General features: G+C 45.4%; 15 protein-coding genes. 6 read left to right on the top strand and 9 right to left on the bottom strand.

The annotated features are described in order from the left end of the window. Nucleotides 1–318: 318 nt before the first annotated feature. The gene (locus QUA07_RS23690; protein WP_333329941.1) at nt 319–816 is read left to right on the top strand and encodes a hypothetical protein; all 498 of its coding nucleotides are present in this window, start codon (nt 319–321) and stop codon (nt 814–816) included. Nucleotides 817–1098: 282 nt separating this feature from the next. Here the strand turns inward: QUA07_RS23690 and crtB are convergent, their stop codons facing one another. Next, entirely contained in the window at nt 1099–2028 is a 930-nt protein-coding gene (gene crtB / locus QUA07_RS23685) for a 15-cis-phytoene synthase CrtB (protein WP_333083196.1), read from the bottom strand. A gap of 91 nt (nt 2029–2119) precedes the next feature. After that, nucleotides 2120–3493 (bottom strand): 15-cis-phytoene desaturase, encoded by a 1374-nt coding sequence (gene pds / locus QUA07_RS23680; protein ID WP_006632784.1) that lies wholly within the window; start codon nt 3491–3493, stop codon nt 2120–2122. A 374-nt stretch (nt 3494–3867) separates the two neighbouring features. Between pds and QUA07_RS23675 the strand changes: the two genes are divergently transcribed. Both QUA07_RS23675 and QUA07_RS23670 read left to right on the top strand, forming a co-directional pair. Then, nucleotides 3868–4179, top strand: coding sequence for a hypothetical protein (locus tag QUA07_RS23675; RefSeq protein WP_333329939.1), 312 nt, complete (start codon nt 3868–3870; stop codon nt 4177–4179). Beyond that, nucleotides 4166–4510: a hypothetical protein gene (locus tag QUA07_RS23670; protein ID WP_333329937.1), complete on the top strand. Its 345-nt coding sequence runs from the start codon at nt 4166–4168 to the stop codon at nt 4508–4510. Before QUA07_RS23675 ends, QUA07_RS23670 begins: the two co-directional genes overlap by 14 nt. Nucleotides 4511–4610: 100 nt before the next feature. Here the strand turns inward: QUA07_RS23670 and QUA07_RS23665 are convergent, their stop codons facing one another. From QUA07_RS23665 to QUA07_RS23635, 7 genes are all read right to left on the bottom strand, one after another. Continuing rightward, nucleotides 4611–5240: a TraX family protein gene (locus QUA07_RS23665; RefSeq protein WP_333329935.1), complete on the bottom strand. Its 630-nt coding sequence runs from the start codon at nt 5238–5240 to the stop codon at nt 4611–4613. A 471-nt stretch (nt 5241–5711) separates the two neighbouring features. Beyond that, entirely contained in the window at nt 5712–7019 is a 1308-nt protein-coding gene (locus QUA07_RS23660) for a hypothetical protein (protein ID WP_333329933.1), read from the bottom strand. Nucleotides 7020–7109: 90 nt separating this feature from the next. Next, complete coding sequence (locus tag QUA07_RS23655; RefSeq protein ID WP_333329931.1) at nt 7110–8198, bottom strand: SPFH domain-containing protein; 1089 nt, start codon at nt 8196–8198, stop codon at nt 7110–7112. A gap of 122 nt (nt 8199–8320) precedes the next feature. Further along, on the bottom strand, nt 8321–9070 hold the full coding sequence (locus QUA07_RS23650; protein WP_333329929.1) for a Uma2 family endonuclease: 750 nt from the start codon (nt 9068–9070) through the stop codon (nt 8321–8323). 147 nt (nt 9071–9217) lie between these two features. Further along, nucleotides 9218–9685 (bottom strand): DUF6745 domain-containing protein, encoded by a 468-nt coding sequence (locus QUA07_RS30120; RefSeq protein ID WP_445305907.1) that lies wholly within the window; start codon nt 9683–9685, stop codon nt 9218–9220. 32 nt (nt 9686–9717) lie between these two features. After that, nucleotides 9718–10062: a hypothetical protein gene (locus QUA07_RS23640; RefSeq protein WP_333329927.1), complete on the bottom strand. Its 345-nt coding sequence runs from the start codon at nt 10060–10062 to the stop codon at nt 9718–9720. A gap of 262 nt (nt 10063–10324) precedes the next feature. Then, entirely contained in the window at nt 10325–11578 is a 1254-nt protein-coding gene (locus QUA07_RS23635; RefSeq protein ID WP_333329925.1) for an FAD-dependent oxidoreductase, read from the bottom strand. Between the two features lie 319 nt (nt 11579–11897). Here QUA07_RS23635 and dnaK point away from each other — a divergent pair, with 319 nt between their 5' ends. The 3 genes from dnaK to QUA07_RS23620 all read left to right on the top strand — a co-directional run bounded on the left by dnaK (nt 11898) and on the right by QUA07_RS23620 (nt 18168). Beyond that, nucleotides 11898–14018 carry a molecular chaperone DnaK gene (dnaK, locus tag QUA07_RS23630; protein WP_333329923.1) on the top strand — a complete coding sequence of 707 codons (2121 nt, stop codon included), beginning with the start codon at nt 11898–11900 and terminating at the stop codon, nt 14016–14018. A gap of 124 nt (nt 14019–14142) precedes the next feature. Continuing rightward, entirely contained in the window at nt 14143–15339 is a 1197-nt protein-coding gene (locus QUA07_RS23625) for a DnaJ C-terminal domain-containing protein (RefSeq protein ID WP_333329922.1), read from the top strand. 393 nt (nt 15340–15732) lie between these two features. After that, nucleotides 15733–18168 (top strand): dynamin-like GTPase family protein, encoded by a 2436-nt coding sequence (locus QUA07_RS23620; protein WP_333329920.1) that lies wholly within the window; start codon nt 15733–15735, stop codon nt 18166–18168. Nucleotides 18169–18261 lie beyond the last annotated feature (93 nt).

Below are 18261 nucleotides of genomic sequence, written 5' to 3'. Positions count from 1 at the left end.
TAGTTGACTGTTGACTGTTGACTGTTGACTGCTGACTGTTAACTGTTGACTGTTTTTAGTCAATTGGTAGGCTGCGTGAGGGCGAAAAATCTGGGAATCCCAAGGAAAATATTGACTCTCACGCACCACAGGCGCGATCGGCTAAAGTTGTTTTAAGAGTTGACTGTTGACTGTGGCCGGGGCGGGTTTACGAGATAGTTAGTTTCAGGCATAGATTGTTTGTAAAACCCGCCCCTACGATCTCGCAAATCCTACAACAAATAACTAATAACCAATAATTAATACCCAATTACCACTTACCAATTACTAATAACCCTCATGTTATATTTAGCCAAAGTACAAAATCAGGAAAATTTAGGCGAGATAAGTCTGCAATTGCTGGCTTGCCAAAATTCTGATGATACTTGGGCTATTCTTAGTGAAGAAAGTTTCTTGACATTACAGAAAGATTTTGCTCACAATCCAATTAACTCTGCAACGAATGTTTTAAATGCAGGGATTTTAGTATTAGCAAATGTTGACCAAAATAGCCAGGTTTTGGATATTCAAGCAGCTACAAACTGGGTACTACAATTAGTAGAGAAATATTTAACAACAGGTTTTACTCCCGATTTTTTGCAGCAAGAAGCCCAAAAAGTAGAAGATTGGAGGCAATCTCTCACTTTGCAGAGTCAAGAATTGTCTCGCCGCTTGATTGAAGTTGAAGCCCGCCGAGAACAAATTCAAAATTTAGAAGCAAAACTCCAGCAGGAAAAGCAATTGTTGGAAAGTTCGATCGCCCAATTGAAAATTTTACCCGCTACACCGCCACTTTGACCAAGAATTTCTTGATGGTACCCGCCACGTGATTTATCGGTGGAATCAATCCCAAATCGAAAATCGAAAATCCTCAAGCCCCCGCATTTATCCGTGGGGTCGCCTCTAAAATCTAAAATCTAAAATCTAAAATCGATTGACTCCAATTAACACACAACAGGTAGGGACACGGCACTGCCCTGTCCCCAAAAACCTAATATGCAATTTGCTGGACATCATATAATTTGTAACTTGACAAATACCCCTTACCCGTTGCCGAATCGCCAGCAAAATTGCCTGCGGTTAAAGCACTTTTGACTTCATCCAAGCGGCGGGGAGACACAGCAGTTTCTGAGAATTGGTAACATAAGCCCGCTTCTGAAACACATCATATTGATTGCGTTCGATCGCATTTAAGATCCTGCTGTACAGCATTGTAGCCGCCCAAACTGTCCAGCGGATATCGGGACTGAGCACTTTAATTCCCGGTTCGGCGCTGGCGTATAATTTGCGAGCTCGCTGAATTTGAAACCGCATCAATTCCCGCCAGCGGTTGTCAATTACACCGTTGAATAAATCTTCTTCGGTGTAGTTAAACAAGGCTAAGTCTTCTAAGGGAATGTAAATACGGCCGCGGCGGGCGTCTTCTCCGACATCGCGCAGAATATTAGTCAACTGCTTGGCAATACCGAGGGAGATGGCTTCTTCTTTGGGAATTTTATTGCCCCAGTGCCAATTCCAGTTAGCAGCCGGATTCGACTCGTCCACACCCATGACAGACATCGACATCAGTCCGACAGTACCCGCTACTCGATAACAGTAAAGATTGAGCTCTTCAAAAGTTTCGTAGCGGCTGCGGTACAAGTCCATTTGCTGGCCCGCAATCATCTCTCGAAACGGCCCAATGTCGATCGGGAAACGAGACAGCGTATCCACCAAAGCTACGTCGTAGTCGTCGTGAGGATGGCCGGCAAACACAGATTCTAGGCGTTTTTCCCACAGATTGAGGGTTTCAGGGGTCGTTGCATCAGAACCCGGCCCGTCTACGAGTTCGTCGGTGCGGCGGCACCAGACATAAATCGCCCAAATCGCCCGACGCTTGGCTTCGGGCATGAGTTGAGTGCCTAAATAAAAATTTTTGGCATAACTCGCCGTGACTTGGCGGCACAGTTCGTAGGAGTCATCAACAGAGGCCAGAGTTCTCATGCACTGGAGTTTTGACAGTTGCAGCATCCGAGAATAAGAAATTTAAAGATTAGAACTGATTTTCCCCCGTTTAGAAAACGGGAGATTTTTTACGTCTTTATGAAAAATTCTTAATTTTTCATTGGTTATTGGCCGTTGAAATAGCCTGCGCTGTCAGCTTACCAGAAAGCACGGCACCTTCCATACTCGCAAGATAACGCTGCATCGTATAATCCCCCGTTAGATAGAAATTGCTAATGGGAGTTGTTTGTGTGGGACGGCACTGCTGGCGTCCGGGAGTGGCTTTGTAGACGGAACGAGGGGTTTTGACTACGTGATATTTGAGCAGTTTGGCTGGTTCTGGGATTTGATCGGGAAAGAGTTTTTCTAACTCGACCATTGTGGCTGCGACGATATCTTCGTCAGATTTGCCGATCCAGTCTTTGGCCGGTGCTAAAACCAGTTCCAGCATTGATTTGTCTGGGTTGGCATATTCGCGGCAGGTGTTGCTCATGTCGGCGTAGACGCTCAGCAGGGGCGATCGCGAGAACAGCAAATGGTCGATTTCAGTTAGCTTGCGATCGAACCACAAGTGTACATTAATGACGGGTACTCCCTCCAAACCTTCGAGCTGTTTGAAATAATCCATTTCGCCCCAAGGTTTCGGCATCATCAGCTTCAGCGGGTCAACCGGCATCGCGGAAACGTAAATATCGGCGGTCAGAATTTCTGACTCTGCCCCTTTGACGCCCCGAATGTGGAAGCCGCGCACCGTGTTGTCATCGTTGAGCAAAAACTCTTTGATGGGTGCATTCAGCCGGACTTCGCCGCCGCGCTCAGTTATGTAGTCTACCATCGGCTGACACAACCTCTCTGTGGGGGAACCGTCTAAAAAGGCCATTTTCGAGCCGTTTTTCTCTTGCAAGAAGCGGTTGAGGGCTGTCAGCAGTATGGTTGCAGATATTTCGTGGGGGTCGATGAAGTTGAGCGCCTTGGACATGGCGATGAATACTTCTTTTTCGACTCTGGGGGGGACGTTTTGCTTTTTCAGCCAGTCGGAAAACGAGTATTTGTCCATTGCTTCGACATAGTTTTGACCCTGAAGCATCGCCGGAATCAAACCTATACCGAAGCGGATTTTTTCGGGCCAGGTGAGCATATCGTTGTTGCTCAAGATGGCTGCGACGCCGTTGAAGGGGGCCGGAAGGTCGGGAAAGTCAAAGCGGGAATAGGTTCCGGGGGTTTCCGGCTGATTGAAAATCATCGAGTGTTCTTTCCATTGCAGCCGGTCTTCAATGTCAAGTTCTTTGAAGAGTTGGAGCATATTCGGGTATGCACCGAAGAAGATGTGGAGGCCGGTTTCGTACCAGTCGCCATCTGCATCTTTCCAGGCGGCTACTTTGCCGCCGAGTACGTCCCGACTTTCTAGGAGGATGGGGGTGTGGCCCGCGTCGGTAAGATATTTAGCGCAGGAAAGTCCTGCTAAGCCTGCTCCGGCGATCGCAACTCGCATTTGATACTACTTGGCCTCTGTGTTCGCTTCGGTTTAATTATACTTTACAACTCGTTACATTTTTTTGGGAAATGGGGAAGGTGGATGCGGCGAGCCCTCTCTCAGTCCCACAGTCCGCCAGGGAATGAATTCCCTGTCTCATAGCGCAAGTCCTCTGAAAGAGGACTGAAGAATACATTAGTCCTCTTTCAGAGGACTTTTGCTTTGAGGCAGGGGTTTAAACCCCTGCCGGACTAAGGGAACTGCGGGCAATATCGTTATTCAGCATTCAGCGATGTCCTGTTTTAAAAGACGCAATACTTCAGTATTAACGGAAATTTAGCAATTATTGCTATCATAAATCAAGAGCAGATTTGGATGAATTGCTTAATTTTATGGTAGAAACAATTCACGCTAGAAATGTCGCGCTGAACGATTTGGAAACCAACTTCAAAATAGAGTGGGTTGAGGATGACCAATTCTTTCGCGAGTGGCAAGATGATTTGCCAGAAATTAGCGATTATGAAAAACAGCGATTAGACCGAGTGAAGGCAAGTTACAGGAATTTGCTCAAACATCCGCCACTTCTAGAAAATACAGTCAAAATGGTTGTGCTGTCTCCTTTTTTGGATTTAGCTAGCGGATTTTTATCTGGCTCCTTTTCATGTTACTTCCGAAAAATCTGTAGAAATTGTGGACGAAGATGAAGGAATGATTGTCAGTGGACAGTTGGATGTTTTGGCTTTGTTTCAGGAGTTGTGGGTAGTAGTTATTGAATCTAAGAAAGCGGCGTTTTCTTTGGAAGTAGGCATCCCGCAGTTACTAGCTTATATGTTAGCTAATCTGAATAGCGATCGACCTACTTACGGATTGTTAATGAATGGGGCAGATTTTCTATTTGTCAAATTAGTTAAGCGGGAAACAGCACAGTACGCTTTTTCTCGGAAGTTTTACCTTTTCAATCCGGGGAATGATTTGTACAGTGTGCTGAGTATTTTGAAGCGCCTCGGTCAGTTGAATGTTGGCAATACAGTTTAGAAAGCGATCGCCCCCAGAAGAGCGCGATCGCTCAGAGACGCGGTTGTACTTCGCTTAAAGAAAAAATCAACAATGAACTAATTAGAATCCGCAGTCTTATTTAGACAATTGTTCGCAGTGCCGCTAGCCCCCCAAGGTGTAGTGGGTAAAAATAATAGAAAAATCTTTTTTCTATAGCCGTGGGTTTTTTGTCTTTAGAGCTATCGTAGTATGCCAGAACTAGCGGTGTGAATAGGGCGAAAATTTGAATCCAGCTTTTGCAACTAATTGCATATGCGATATTTGCTATAGTCCAGCGGAACCACCAAAGGCGAGATCCTCCTCCTTTCCACCTAATCATCAATAGCGGGCAAGCCACTGCATACCAGCCGTAACTCACTCCTAAAATTTGAGCAGTTACTAGACCTGTGCTTAAAACTGCAATTTTGCGATCGAAGCGTCGGATGTAGCTCAAAGTTAGTGCTGCTACGGCAAAGCTAAACATGATGTTTAACTGTAAATTGCCAAAAAGTAACATATGAGGTATTTGAGAAAGTACCCCAAATAATATCAGTCGAGTAATTAGAGGATTTTTGTCCCCCGGTCGTTTCCAGTTTTGAGCAAATACCCAACTAAACAACGGAAAACTGAGGCGGCCGATGATACGCATGGGTTCTGCTTCAAGCATAAATCCGATGTGGTCTATTAGCATTAGAGCTGCGGCCAGCCACTTAATTTGATTTTGATTCATACAATTTATCCTCAAATTATGTTATAAAAACTTCGTTTATTGTACTAATTATTAAAGATTTGTTTAAATTTTTGATACAATACATATACAAAATTTTGCTTTCTTTGTATCTTTGATATGCTATAAAGTGCAGTTTTTGAACGTGTTTTTAAATGTCGATACTTCGTATTTAGTCTATTTTTTCTAAAAATATTATTGGTTTTAATTAAAATCCTCAGTACAATTAAATCGACTGTACTCATAATCTATCCTTAAAGCAACACCTAAATTAAAGAGATTTTTTTCTCTTTAATTTAGGTGTTTTAAAAAATACACGTACAAACACTGTTGTGTACTCCTTAAGGCAGATTTACATTAAATTTATTGATTCGGAGCAAATAATAATTGAGTTAATTTTACTGACATCGATCGCGACTACTCCACCGACGACGATGCCTCCGCCGCCTCCGATGATTGCTCCATCCAGAATTGCTACAGTGAAGAGGGAACAGGCGCTGGCGGTAATTTTTTATTCGGTGGTGCGGTAGAAGGAACAGGCGCTGGCGGTAATTTTTGGCTCGGTACAGGTGCGGTAGAGGGAACAGGCGCTGGCGGTAATTTTTGGCTGGGTACAGGTAAGGAAGTTGGTTGGGGTTGGGGTTGAGGCAAACCGGGAACACGGATATATTTCCAATTACCAGTAAACAAGAGGTACATAACACCCGCAAGGACGACACCGCTAACCACAGCAGCAGTAATCTTCCAAACACTGTAGGGACGCTCGCCTTGAACTTCAGCGGTGCGTGCATTAACCATTACTTGATATCGCTGGTTTTGATAGCGATAGGCACACAGCCACACAGGTAGCAAAATATGCTTAAAAGTGATAGCATTGTAATCAGTAGAAATGCTGTGAACCCGCTGCTCGTCGCCACCAATATTCCTGCAAACATCGAAGTGAATAGTACCGGCCATGACATTTTTAGCAGATTCAAATCCTTGAGTGAGAGAAACTTGCGATCGCTGAGCTTCAAACCCAGCCAAATAAGATGAATTGTAAGCGCGCAGCGACTCCTTGAGATGCCAAGGTTCTAACGCATCCAGACGCGGGCGATCGACTGAACTTGTAGCGGGAATCAGAATATCATCAAAAGAGCGATCGACTCTGCCAGAAGCAGGCCACCACCTAGTATGTTGCACTTCGCGAGTTTTAGTTTCAGTTTCGCCTTGGGAGTTTTTTTCTGTATAAGTTTCAGTCACATAGTAGTGTTCTCCGCGAGAACCTTGATAATAACTCACTGTATAAGTGTCGTAAGTCCAAAACGGCAAATAAACGCCTTGAATTTGCTCCTGTTGGGCTAGGGATTTCAAAGCAGAAGGAGCAAACCAGCGGTTGCTTAGCCACTTCTGAATGCTTTCTCTGGCCTGTTTATCAGTAACTTCAAAAGGAACAATTCCCTCTGGATGCACGCTAGGGCTAGCCTTTGCAGGTTGCGTCACAATTGGAGAAGCACAAAATGGACATTTACCCGCTACTTTCGGCGGTTCAAAAGTAACACTTGCTCCGCAATCATTGCATTTTACTTCAACGGCTGTTGTTGATAAAGTTGCCAGCGTCGTGCGATCGACTTGGAGATATTGTTCGTAAGAGTTCTCCTTTACCTCTTCAGCAGTTTGGGGAATTGCATCTTCCCAGCCACAGTAAGCACACTTGAGCTTTCCTGCTTGGGGGTTGAACTCTAAATAAGCCCCGCAGCTAGGACAGGGAAAACGTTTAACAGCAGTTTCAGAAGTATTCATAATAGTTTATTGGTGATGTAATTGGTAATTGGTAATCGGGAAAGCAGATTAATTACCAATTACCAATTAACTAAATATGCAAACAAAAATTTATGCTGCTGCTGGCGGGGGAGGCGGCGGTACTGTCGCCAACAAAGATGCTAATTCCGGCACTTGCGATGCTAACTTCCAGCCGTCAAAACCGGCACGCCACACCATTACCTGATGTGTCAAACCATTTTGCAAAAGTTGCTCCAATCCAAAAGGGCCTGATTGTTGACCGTTCTGGGCAATATACCACTGATGTTGTGTTGGCGGAGGAGGTGGCGGCGGTGTTTGCGATGCTGGCGGCTGCATCATATTTGTCATTTGCTGACCTAGTGCCATTCCCATGCCCAATTCTAATGCTTGATTGCCGCCGCTGGGGTTATTTGCTGATGCTTCTATGGCGTTAGCAGCTTGATATTGGGTATATTGCTGCATATTTCCCAGAAGTCCGATAGAGGCTCGTTTGTCGAGTGCTTCTTCAACTTCAGGCGGCATCGAGATATTTTCAATTAATATCTGAGTTAATTCTAACCCAAACTGCTGGATACTTGGCTCTATGGCAACTCGTACCTGTTCGCCCATCTGCGTGTAGTTTGCTGCAAAGTCCAGCAGGGGAACGCGGGAATTGCCAACCCAATTGGCAAAGGCACTGACTATTGTATTGCGGAGTTGATCGGTGATTTCATCTACTTGAAATAGTCCGTCAGTGCTGATTAGTTGTTTTAAGAGTTGTTCTGGATGGGAAACTTTAATATTGTATGTGCCAAAAGCCCGCATTCTCACTGGACCGAGTTCTGGATCGCGGATAATTACAGGGTTAGAGGTTCCCCATCTCAGGTTGGTAAATATTTTGGTGTTAAAAAAGTAGACTTCTGCTTTAAAGGGAGAGTTGAAACCGTAGGGCCAACCTTTTAAGGTACTCAGAACGGGTAAATTGCGGGTGTACAGTTCGTGCATTCCCGGAGCGAATACATCGGCAACTTGACCTTCGCTGACAAAGACTGCTATTTGTCCTGGTCGTACAGTTAGTTTAGCACCTTGTTTAATTTCGTTTTGGTGGCGCTCAAATCGATAGGCAATGGTATCGCTGGTATTGTCCAACCATTCGATGATATCGACAAATTCGCCGCGAATCTTGTCAAAGAGTCCCATAGATTTATTTTGGGTTGTTGTTTGATTTTAGCTTCAATAGGAGCGATCGATGTTCCCGATCGCCATTGTAAAGTTTTTAGGTGCGATCGCTGGGGATGGGCGCGATCGCATTTTCAGACAATTCACAATTGCGGTTCAACTCCAGCCCCTCGCAACTGAGCGCGCAATTGCTCTAATTGGTCTGCGGCGCGATCGGCTTTTTCTGCTCCCGATAACAACAGATTCCCTTCACTATCCCACCAGCGCAACCAAGGTAATTCCACATTTTGATACATTCCTTGCCAAATTCCCAATTCCACTCCTAACGGTTCAATGGGATAATGACCGCGCTCATTTGCAGCAACTAATTGATACCTATCTTCGATCAGGTGATAGACTTCAACACTAGCCTTTGTTACTTCATAAATTCCGTAAAATGCCGGATGGATGACATTTTCATAAATCCAGAATTTACCCGGCTTAGTTTCCTGTTGACCCGATCGCAATAAAGGCGTTCTTTCCCGTTCTTCTACCCCATTACCGGATACAAATCCTAACACAATTAACGGTGATACAAACTCTTGCCACATCACATAAGAACGGCGCAATTGACCGTCAATTGTTGGCGGAACATTAGGCACATAAAACCAGTCCGGTGCTTCCGCACCCCGTTCTAGCGGCTCAGTTAATCGCCAATAAATGCCGCTGTCTTGACCGATGCAATAGTTCCCGTCAGCGTGAATTCTTTGCAAAACGGGAGTAATTGAATCTGTTAGCAGGATGCTTTGAGGGTGTTCTTGGAAATTTTTCACAAAAGTACCGTCTGATTCGGGTAGCTGAGTGTGGTCTGGCCAGCCTGTAGGGTTGTTTTCTACATCTAGGGTAAATTTCATAGTTTTATTTAGATTGTAGGTGTTTTTGATAGGGAGAGCAATGGAGGTTTTAACTGAAATTATAACTATTGATGCCAGATATCAGTTATCACCAATTGTTTGAATTAGGAATTTCTTTAATTCGGTATTTTCTTCCTCTAAAAGCCATTACGATCGCCATTCGTTCGGATGGATTTTGCCGTATTTTTCGGGTAAGGTGACGCCGTGATAAGCATAGAGGCTGTATCCGTCAGCAAATTGAATGGCGGGCCCTCCTTCGGCGTGGAGGCGGTGTTCACTGTCGAAGGAGAGGATGCGGGGGCGATCGCACACAATACAAGTCTTTTCAAAAGGATAAATCCACCCACAGTTGGCAACTAGCAACTGAAATGCTCTCCATTTAACTGGATCGCGATCGCCGTTTAATACTGAAATATAGAAATCACTTAACGCGCCGCGAGATATCGATGCAAAAAAAAATTTATTGATGTCATTGTGTTGGTGTCTGGCAAACCTATCGAATTTACGCCATCTTTCGTGCCATGTATAAATTCCGGTGATTTGCCTGCGAAAATTGATACAGCTTTCTAAACTGCCAAATGCTGACCACAGCAGCAGGTTAAAATAGTCTACCAATTGGTATCTTAGAAATCTATATACCTCTGTATTCAGCAGAGAAAAAAAAACTCCTCTTTTCTGGTCACTATTTGAGTCAGCATTTTGTATGTCAGATCATGGCCTAAAACTGCGGTTATTTCCTGTTTGATATTTCTCCCAGATGGAGATTTTTGGCAGCTTTCAAAAATTGGGATAAAGATGCGATCGAAAGCTGCACGGGGGCTATCACAGATTATTATCTGCGGCTCTTTATAGCCGAGGGCTGCATAGGCAAATCTTACGGATTTTGCTGCTGCTTCGCGCTCGATCGGCTCAGTAGAGAGTGCAATTTTTCGCCATTTTTCTCGATAAACTGGAATCAGGGCTTTTTGTTGCGGGGTCAGTTGTTCGATCATCGTTTTCCTCTAAGTCTGCAAACAATATTTCTCAACAAGTAATTCTGTCTGCACCAACGCGCGATCGTACTTTAATACTTTGCATAACTCTGGCCTCATTAAGTTGGTACTGAAATTCAATCTGGTCAGGAATTACTCATCTATGCCAAAGAAACCGGGTTTTTTACCGAATATCTGGGTGAGTGCGAAAGATTTTCGTCAAAAAACCCGATTTCTGACCACCCGTGCGTCATTCTACCTCTATATTTAGGATTGGTGTATCTCATTGATTTCGCACCCGAACCCGGTTTAATCCAAAACCAATTAATCGCGCTGGAATATTTCGCAAAATTGGTAACTGCAACAAAAGTGGCGGTGTAAACGGTCGATTTGTATCTAATGCCCCCTTAATAATTCGCTCCTGTACAAACGACTGAAATGCTTGAATAATGCGTGTGGGCAACTCCCGCTGTCGCTGCACCTCTGCCAAATCCCACAGATGCAAGTGATTATTTTTCAGGGGGGTGCTGAGTACATTAGCCGCGACGACAGCATCTTGAATAGCATAGTTAATTCCCACACCGCCTACAGGCGACATGACATGAGCAGCATCCCCAATTAAGAGCAAACCGGGACGATACCAGCGGGGAAGGCGACTCGATTCAACCGACAAGAAAGAAATTTGCGACCAATCTTTCAGTTGCTCGACCCTATCCGCAAATTCTGGTGCTAATTCAGCAACAGATTTTTGCAAAGCTTCTATTCCTGAGTCGCGCAATTTCTGATAGCTGCCTTTCAGAATAATGTAACCGAGTTGCCAATAATCCAAGCGGTCAATCATGACTAATAAATGACCTCCAACCGCTCGACCTCCCACGCCAAAATCTTGGACATCATGGGGACTGCGCGGCAAACGAAACCAAAGGACATCCATCGGCGGGGAAGTTTTAATCGGTTCAAAACCTGCTAATTGGCGCAGGCGGGAAAATCGACCGTCTGCACCGACTGTGAGGGTCGATCGCACTGCATGATATCCCCCGCGTCCCCGGTATCGAATTCCGCACACAACCCCATTTTCTACGATCGTTTCTTGTGCATTAGCTCCCATTACTAGCTGAAAACTGGGGTAGCGCTGCGCTTCGGCAGTGATGAATTCGAGAAACTTGACTTGGGGAAGGATAGTGATGTAAGGATACTTGGTTTTAAGACAGGCTAAATCTACGAGTGTGGCGGTATTCCCAGCAGCTTGGATGGTGAGTTTGTGCATTTTTGTATGGGGCAATTGCAGCAATTTTTCTGCTAAACCCAATTGCTCCATAATTTCCATTACAGACGGATGCAGCGTATCGCCGCGAAATTCTCGATCGAAATCTTTGTGTAGTTCTAGCAGGATGACTGGAATGTTTTGCCTCGCTAAAAGTAAAGCTAAAACAGCACCTGCAGGCCCACCTCCGACAATGCAGCAGCTTGTCTGTTGCACGTCAACGATCGAGTGTTCTTGAGAGGATTCTGAATTTTGAACAGAGTTGACAGTCATATTTGTATGTTCCTGTTTACTCAACAATCCTGCTAGCTGCTTTTAGTTTAGCAAAACGCATTAGTTAATCTATTCTGAAATTTTTTTGGCTGTCAAAAGATGAACATACACTGCTTTCCCAAGTTGACACTCCTACTTCTCGCAGGATCTCGCCGATCCACCAGTGGATCGATCGCACCCAGCCAACCCCAGCAACCTGAACCGCAGGTGAGGCAATCCCCCTGCAGCCCCCGCTTCTCGACGCGGTACAATAAATGCAATCATACTTAACGCTTATATTGAAAAGGCTACACACAACGCCACAGGAGACAACTGACGCATGGGTAAAGTAGTTGGCATTGACCTCGGAACAACAAACTCAGTAGTAGCCGTCATGGAAGGCGGCAAACCGGTTGTGATTGCCAATGCAGAAGGGATGCGGACAACTCCCTCAGTAGTCGCTTTCACAAAGGAAGGAGAACGCCTTGTGGGACAGATGGCCCGACGCCAGACTGTTCTCAACCCGCAAAACACCTTTTACGCCGTCAAGCGGTACATCGGACGCAAATATACTGAATTGACTCCAGAATCAAAGCGCGTCCCTTACACAACTCGCCGCGACGACAACGGGAACATCAAAGTCAAGTGTCCGCGCCTGAAAAAAGATTTTGCCCCAGAGGAAATTTCGGCGATGGTGTTGCGGAAACTGGCCGATGAAGCCAGCCGCTATCTGGGACAAGAGGTAACGGGGGCTGTAATTACTGTTCCCGCTTATTTCAACGACTCGCAGCGACAGGCGACGCGCGATGCTGGACGAATTGCGGGACTTGATGTTAAGCGGATTTTAAATGAGCCGACGGCGGCTTCTTTGGCTTATGGTTTGGAGAGGCGAGAAAGTCAAACTATTTTAGTGTTTGATTTGGGTGGCGGTACTTTTGATGTCTCTATCTTAGACGTGGGAGACGGAGTATTTGAAGTTAAAGCAACTAGCGGCGACACTCAATTAGGCGGCAATGATTTTGACTCTAAAATTGTTGACTGGTTGGCAGAACAATTCTTAGAAAAAGAAGGAATTGATTTGCGACGCAACCGCCAAGCTTTGCAGCGCTTAATCGAAGCGGCTGAAAAAGCCAAGATTGAACTGTCGGGAGTCGGTGTCACGGAGATTAATTTGCCGTTTATCGATGCGAATGAAGATGGGCCTTTGCATCTGGAGACGCGGCTGACTCGCGGTCAATTTGAGGGGCTGTGCACAGATTTGGTGCAGCGGTTGCGGCGGCCAGTCAAACAAGCTTTGGCTGATGCAAGTTTGAGTCCTTCTCGCATTGATGAAGTTGTGTTGGTCGGCGGTTCGACTCGCATTCCTTTGGTGCAGGAAGTTGTTCGCAGTTTAATCGATCGAGAACCCAATCAAAATGTGAATCCCGATGAAGTTGTGGCGGTGGGTGCGGCAATTCAGGCGGGGATTTTGGGTGGCGATGTCCGCGATGTGCTGCTGTTGGATGTGACGCCGCTGTCGCTGGGTTTGGAAACTATCGGCGGGGTGATGAAAAAATTGATTCCTCGCAATACTACTATTCCCGTCAGGCGATCGGACATTTTTTCGACTGCTGAAAACAACCAAACTGTGGTAGAAATTCACGTGATCCAAGGGGAACGGGAATTAGGCAGAGATAATAAGTCTTTGGGACGGTTTAAACTGACGGGAATTCCGCCGGCACCGCGAGGGATTCCGCAGGTGCAAGTAGCTTTTGATATTGATGCTAACGGGATGCTGTTGGTGACTGCTTTGGACAAAACAACCGGCAGGGAACAAAGCATTACTGTGCAAGGTGCTTCGACGCTGACTCAGCAGGAAGTGAATCAAATGATTCGCGATGCGGAACAGTTTGCTCAAGCTGATAAGTTGCAGCGCGAAAAGGTGGAAAAACGCAATCGCGCTGAAGCTTTAGCTTATCAAGCCGAGCGACAGTTGCGGGAAGTTGCGCTCGATCGCGGAATGCAGTTTGCTCAAAGAAGCCGCCAGCGAATTGAAACTTTAATTCGGGAATTGCGAGACAGTTTGGAACGCAATGATGAGCGGGGAGTTGACCAAGTTGGTTCGGATTTGCAAGATGCTCTTTACGATTTGAGCCGAGAAGTTTCAGCTTTTGCTGATGATGACGATGATGATGATTTCTTTGAGTCTGTGAAGCGGACTTTTACAGGCGACAGTACCAAGCGACGCAGCGATGACAGCAGCTATTATACCAATGCTAAGCCGTACAGGCGATCGACTGTCGATCCAATTCCCGATCGCCCCTATGATCGTATGAACGATCGTATGGGCGATCGCATGGGCGATCGTATGGGCGATCGTATGGGCGATCGTATGGGCGATCGTAGAAGCAGTGCTAATCGCCCCACTCGCCCTTATCAAAATCAAAGCGACGATTGGGATGATGACGACGATTGGCTGTAATTAGTGGTTAGTCATTAGTCCCTAGTCATTAGTCCCTAGTTTGAAGCAGGGAAGCAGCATGACTAATGACTAATGACTAATAATTAATAACTAATGACTAATAACTAATGACTAATGACTAATTATGCAGAATTTTCGTAATTACTATCTAATTTTGGGAGTGCCCAAAGAGGCCACGGCTGATGAGATAAAAAAAGCCTATCGACGGCTAGCCAGACAGTTGCACCCTGACGTAAATCCAGGGGACAAATCTGCTGAAGATAGGTTTAAGGATATTAATGAAGCTTATGATATTCTTTCCGATATTGACAAGCGCGCTCAATACGATCAGTTTAGTAAATTCTGGAAACAAAAAGGATTTCAAGGAAAGCAAGGGGTGCGACTTCCCAATTTCAAAACTTGGGGAAACAGTAAAACTACCCGCAAAAAACCGACAGAAGATGTAGATTTTAGTGATTACTCGGATTTTAATAAATTTCTCGACCAAGTGCTCGGAAGGCGCCGGGAAGTGAGGATGGCGACAGCGAATGATGCAGCGGGAGTCGCCTCCTCTGAACCGTGGAGTACGGCTTCTAAGAAAACGAGTTATGTTGCTAATTCTCGCCCACCTAGAAGGGATTTCGACGATCGCGAAATGCGACGAGAAACAGTCGATCGCGAAATGCGACGAGAAACAGACGATCGCGAGATGCGACGAGAAACAGTCGATCGCGAAATGCGACGGGAGATAGTCGATCGCGAAATCAGAAGGGATATAGCCGATCGCGAAATGCGACGGGAAATTAGGGAAACAGTCGAGCGCGAAACGAGAAGAGACATCGAGGCCAGGCTAACTCTGCCTTTGGAAAGGGCTTATTCGGGCGGTACCGAGCGAATTCGTCTGGAAGATGGGCGAGCGATCGAGGTGAATCTGCCTCCTGCTATGGTATCAGGCCAGCGGATTCGCTTGCGAAATCAAGGTATGGGCGGCGGAGATTTATATTTGAAAATCACGGTTTCTCCCCATCCATTTTTTCGATTGGAAATGTCAGATATTTGCTGCGAATTGCCTCTGACTCCCAGCGAAGCGGTGTTAGGCGGAGATATTGAAGTACCGACGCTGGACGGCTTGGTAAAGATGAAATTGCCACCGGGAGTAACGTCTGGAAAGCGGTTGCGGCTGGCTAACAAGGGCTATCCGACGGGAAATGGCGATCGGGGCGATCAATTGGTAGAAATTCAGGTGTTAATTCCCAAAGAAATTACTGAAGAGGAACGGGAATTATACGAAAAGTTGCGGCAGGTTGAGTCTTTTAAACCGCGTCAGGATTTATCGGTTTAATGTAGAGTACGCAATGCGCTCGTTTAATTCTGTAGGGGCGCAATAATGCGCGCCTTACTACTAATTTTGTACGAAAAATTAGGAGATGCTTGGCTAAATTTTACTGACATATGACATTTAGCCACTTGGCTGTAAATAGATGATATCAAATCCGTGGGTATACCAATTATTCCTCTTATTCCTCTCTCTCTTCTCTAACTCAGCGCCCTCTGCGGCCTCTGCGGTTTAATCATTCCAAAACAACCGTAAACGATAGGATTTGTCGCCAGAATAGCCGATCGCACTTTCAGCAATCCTGGCTCCCATAAGTAAAATTACTGTTGTGATTATTCCTGAACTAGCAGAGAATTAACAATAAGGTAATTTTCCCACAATCAGGAGCAGTCTGCCGCCATGACTCAAATGCCCCCTCAATGCACCAGTCTGCAAGAGCAAGTTGATTCTTTAGTGCAACTGCTGCGTCAGGAATCGTCTTTGCGACAACAAGATATCACGGCGGTACAAGCTTCTCTGAAAAAGGCAATTTCTCCTGAGTTTGAAATTGTGTTTGCTGGCGCTTTCAGTGCGGGAAAATCGATGCTGATTAATGCTTTGCTGGAGCGGGAATTGCTCTACAGTGCTGAAGGACACGCGACAGGTACGGAATGTTATATCGCCTTTGCTGAGCCGGAAAAAGAGCGCGTAGTTCTCACTTTTTTGAGCGAGTTTGAGATTAGCCAGCAAGCTTCTGTGCTTTGCCATCAATTAGGTTTGGCTACTGAACTTAATATTAATCAAACAGATGTAGTGTCGCTGTTGTCTCAGGGATGTAACATAATTATTGAAACGGAAGGCGGCGAAAATAAATCCGAACTAGCCAAAAAAGCTAAGGCCTTGATGCTGCTGTTAGAAGGTTTTGAGGCAAATCGCGATCGCATCCAAACTCTCGAAAACGCTACCTATTCGATGGAACAGTTTAATTTTTCCAATCTCAAGGAAGCTGCTAGTTATGCCCGTCGCGGTAGTAACAGTGCTGTACTCAAGCGAGTTGAATATTACTGTTATCATCCGCTGCTGCAAGATGGCAATATTATTATCGATACGCCGGGAATTGATGCGCCAGTGCAGCGGGATGCAGAATTGACTTATGATAAGATTGAAAGCCCGGATACTTCGGCAGTTGTCTGTGTTTTGAAAGCGGCTTCGTCTGGGGAAATGACGACGGAAGAAACCGAGTTGATGGAAAAGACACGGGGAAATCCGGGAATTCGCGATCGACTGTTTTACATTTTCAACCGCATTGACGAAACTTGGTACAACACGCAACTGCGACAGCGCTTAGAAAATCTGATTAATTCCGACTTTCGCGATACTGCGAGAGTTTACAAAACTAGCGGATTGTTGGGATTTTACGGGAGTTTGATTCGAGGGACAACAGGGCGCGATCGCTTTGGTTTAAATACAATCTTTGCCACCAGTCAACGGCGAGTTTCTGTAGATGATAAATTAGATTCAGAATTTATCGGTATTAGTGAAGAAACTCCGCAATTTGTTAGTGAATTTAATCGCTATTGTGCGAATTCTGGCAAGTTATCTCCAAGCAAATTTCGCATTTCAGTAAACAGCTACGAAACACCAAATGAAAACTACGTGCGGATTCTTGCGGAACAAGGACAACCATTAATTGCTCAATTAATTCAAGATAGCGGTATCGAAGATTTTCGCACAGCCATCACCCGCTACCTCACAGAAGAAAAACGCCCGCAACTGTTCAAAAATCTCGCTGACGATTTAGAAGATTTGTGCATTCAACTGCGGAAACATTACCAAACAATTCAGCGGAATTTGGACAGCCAGCCCCGCGAAATTGAAGCAATGAAAGCGCAAGAACTTTTGCGGCTAAATCAAGAGTTGCAGCAAGTCGGACAGGATTTTCGGGAACATATCGCCGAAGAAGTCAATGAAATGATTATGAACAGATGCGATATTTTCGATATAGACTTTCGGCAATTGCAATCTCGGATGATCCGGCGCTTGGATGAATTGTTAGACGGATTTTCTGTTGAGGCGGCTTACGGACGCACTTTGCGGAATCATCCCCGCAATGCCACAGCCCCTTTAATTGCTGTTTTAGTTGAAGCGCTTTATTATTTAGCGAATCAGTTGGAAGATATTTTAGTAGAGGCTACTAAGTCACTGGTTGATAATTATTTCCAGTATTTGAAAGATAGCGTTCGCAAGTCGGAATACTATCGATTACTCTATCGGTTGTTGGGGAACGACGGGGGAATTGAACAGCAGTTAGAGGAGTTATCAAAGCGGGTTTCTGATGCTTTGGTAAATGCGGCGGGGGTGGAGTGCGATCGCTACGTGCGAGAAAGTCCCCGTTTTTACGACGAAGACACATTTTCTATTTATCAATTTCGGCAAACATTGCAGCAAACATCTCAAGGTTACGACTGCGAAAACATGGTAGATGCCCAACCCGCAATTCGGCAATTGTTGCGGCTGGATTTCGAGCCAAAAGTATCTAAAACTATTCGGCAAACCTTCCGCCAAACTGTTAATAAGACGCTGAAAGATCATTTGTTACCGCTGGCCGAAAAGCAAGCGGATGATATTTTGCAGAAATACAGTCAAGCCCGCGATTATGTGGAACAAACTTTGGCGCAGGAGGCGGAGGAGAAAATTGCCCGCAACCAGCGGCTGCAAGGGGAGAATGAAGAAAAAATCGAAAAGTACGATCGGGCGGTTTCGGGGATTAATAGTTGTTTGCAGGCGATGAAGTTGCACGAGCATTTGTTGCCGGTAATTGGACAAAATGATAGCGTTTCGGCGGATGGTGAATGATTGCAATTTTGGCGATTGGAATTACGGCGATTGGAAATCGCGCCTACACAGACAAAACCCGCCTTCGCGGGTTGAAAGAAAACATTCTTAGTC

Source organism: Microcoleus sp. T3_A4 (assembly GCF_036700465.1).
Classification (GTDB): domain Bacteria; phylum Cyanobacteriota; class Cyanobacteriia; order Cyanobacteriales; family Microcoleaceae; genus Microcoleus.
This window is presented reverse-complemented; position numbering and strand designations above follow the sequence as displayed.

Bases quoted from the DNA above. Each gene is read 5' to 3' on its own strand.
- QUA07_RS23690 (WP_333329941.1), top strand. From the start codon at position 319: ATGTTATATTTAGCCAAAGTACAAAATCAGGAAAATTTAGGCGAGATA.
- crtB (WP_333083196.1), bottom strand. From the start codon at position 2,028: ATGCTGCAACTGTCAAAACTCCAGTGCATGAGAACTCTGGCCTCTGTT.
- pds (WP_006632784.1), bottom strand. From the start codon at position 3,493: ATGCGAGTTGCGATCGCCGGAGCAGGCTTAGCAGGACTTTCCTGCGCT.
- QUA07_RS23675 (WP_333329939.1), top strand. From the start codon at position 3,868: ATGGTAGAAACAATTCACGCTAGAAATGTCGCGCTGAACGATTTGGAA.
- QUA07_RS23665 (WP_333329935.1), bottom strand. From the start codon at position 5,240: ATGAATCAAAATCAAATTAAGTGGCTGGCCGCAGCTCTAATGCTAATA.
- QUA07_RS23660 (WP_333329933.1), bottom strand. From the start codon at position 7,019: ATGAATACTTCTGAAACTGCTGTTAAACGTTTTCCCTGTCCTAGCTGC.
- QUA07_RS23655 (WP_333329931.1), bottom strand. From the start codon at position 8,198: ATGGGACTCTTTGACAAGATTCGCGGCGAATTTGTCGATATCATCGAA.
- QUA07_RS23650 (WP_333329929.1), bottom strand. From the start codon at position 9,070: ATGAAATTTACCCTAGATGTAGAAAACAACCCTACAGGCTGGCCAGAC.
- QUA07_RS23640 (WP_333329927.1), bottom strand. From the start codon at position 10,062: ATGATCGAACAACTGACCCCGCAACAAAAAGCCCTGATTCCAGTTTAT.
- QUA07_RS23635 (WP_333329925.1), bottom strand. From the start codon at position 11,578: ATGACTGTCAACTCTGTTCAAAATTCAGAATCCTCTCAAGAACACTCG.
- dnaK (WP_333329923.1), top strand. From the start codon at position 11,898: ATGGGTAAAGTAGTTGGCATTGACCTCGGAACAACAAACTCAGTAGTA.
- QUA07_RS23625 (WP_333329922.1), top strand. From the start codon at position 14,143: ATGCAGAATTTTCGTAATTACTATCTAATTTTGGGAGTGCCCAAAGAG.
- QUA07_RS23620 (WP_333329920.1), top strand. From the start codon at position 15,733: ATGACTCAAATGCCCCCTCAATGCACCAGTCTGCAAGAGCAAGTTGAT.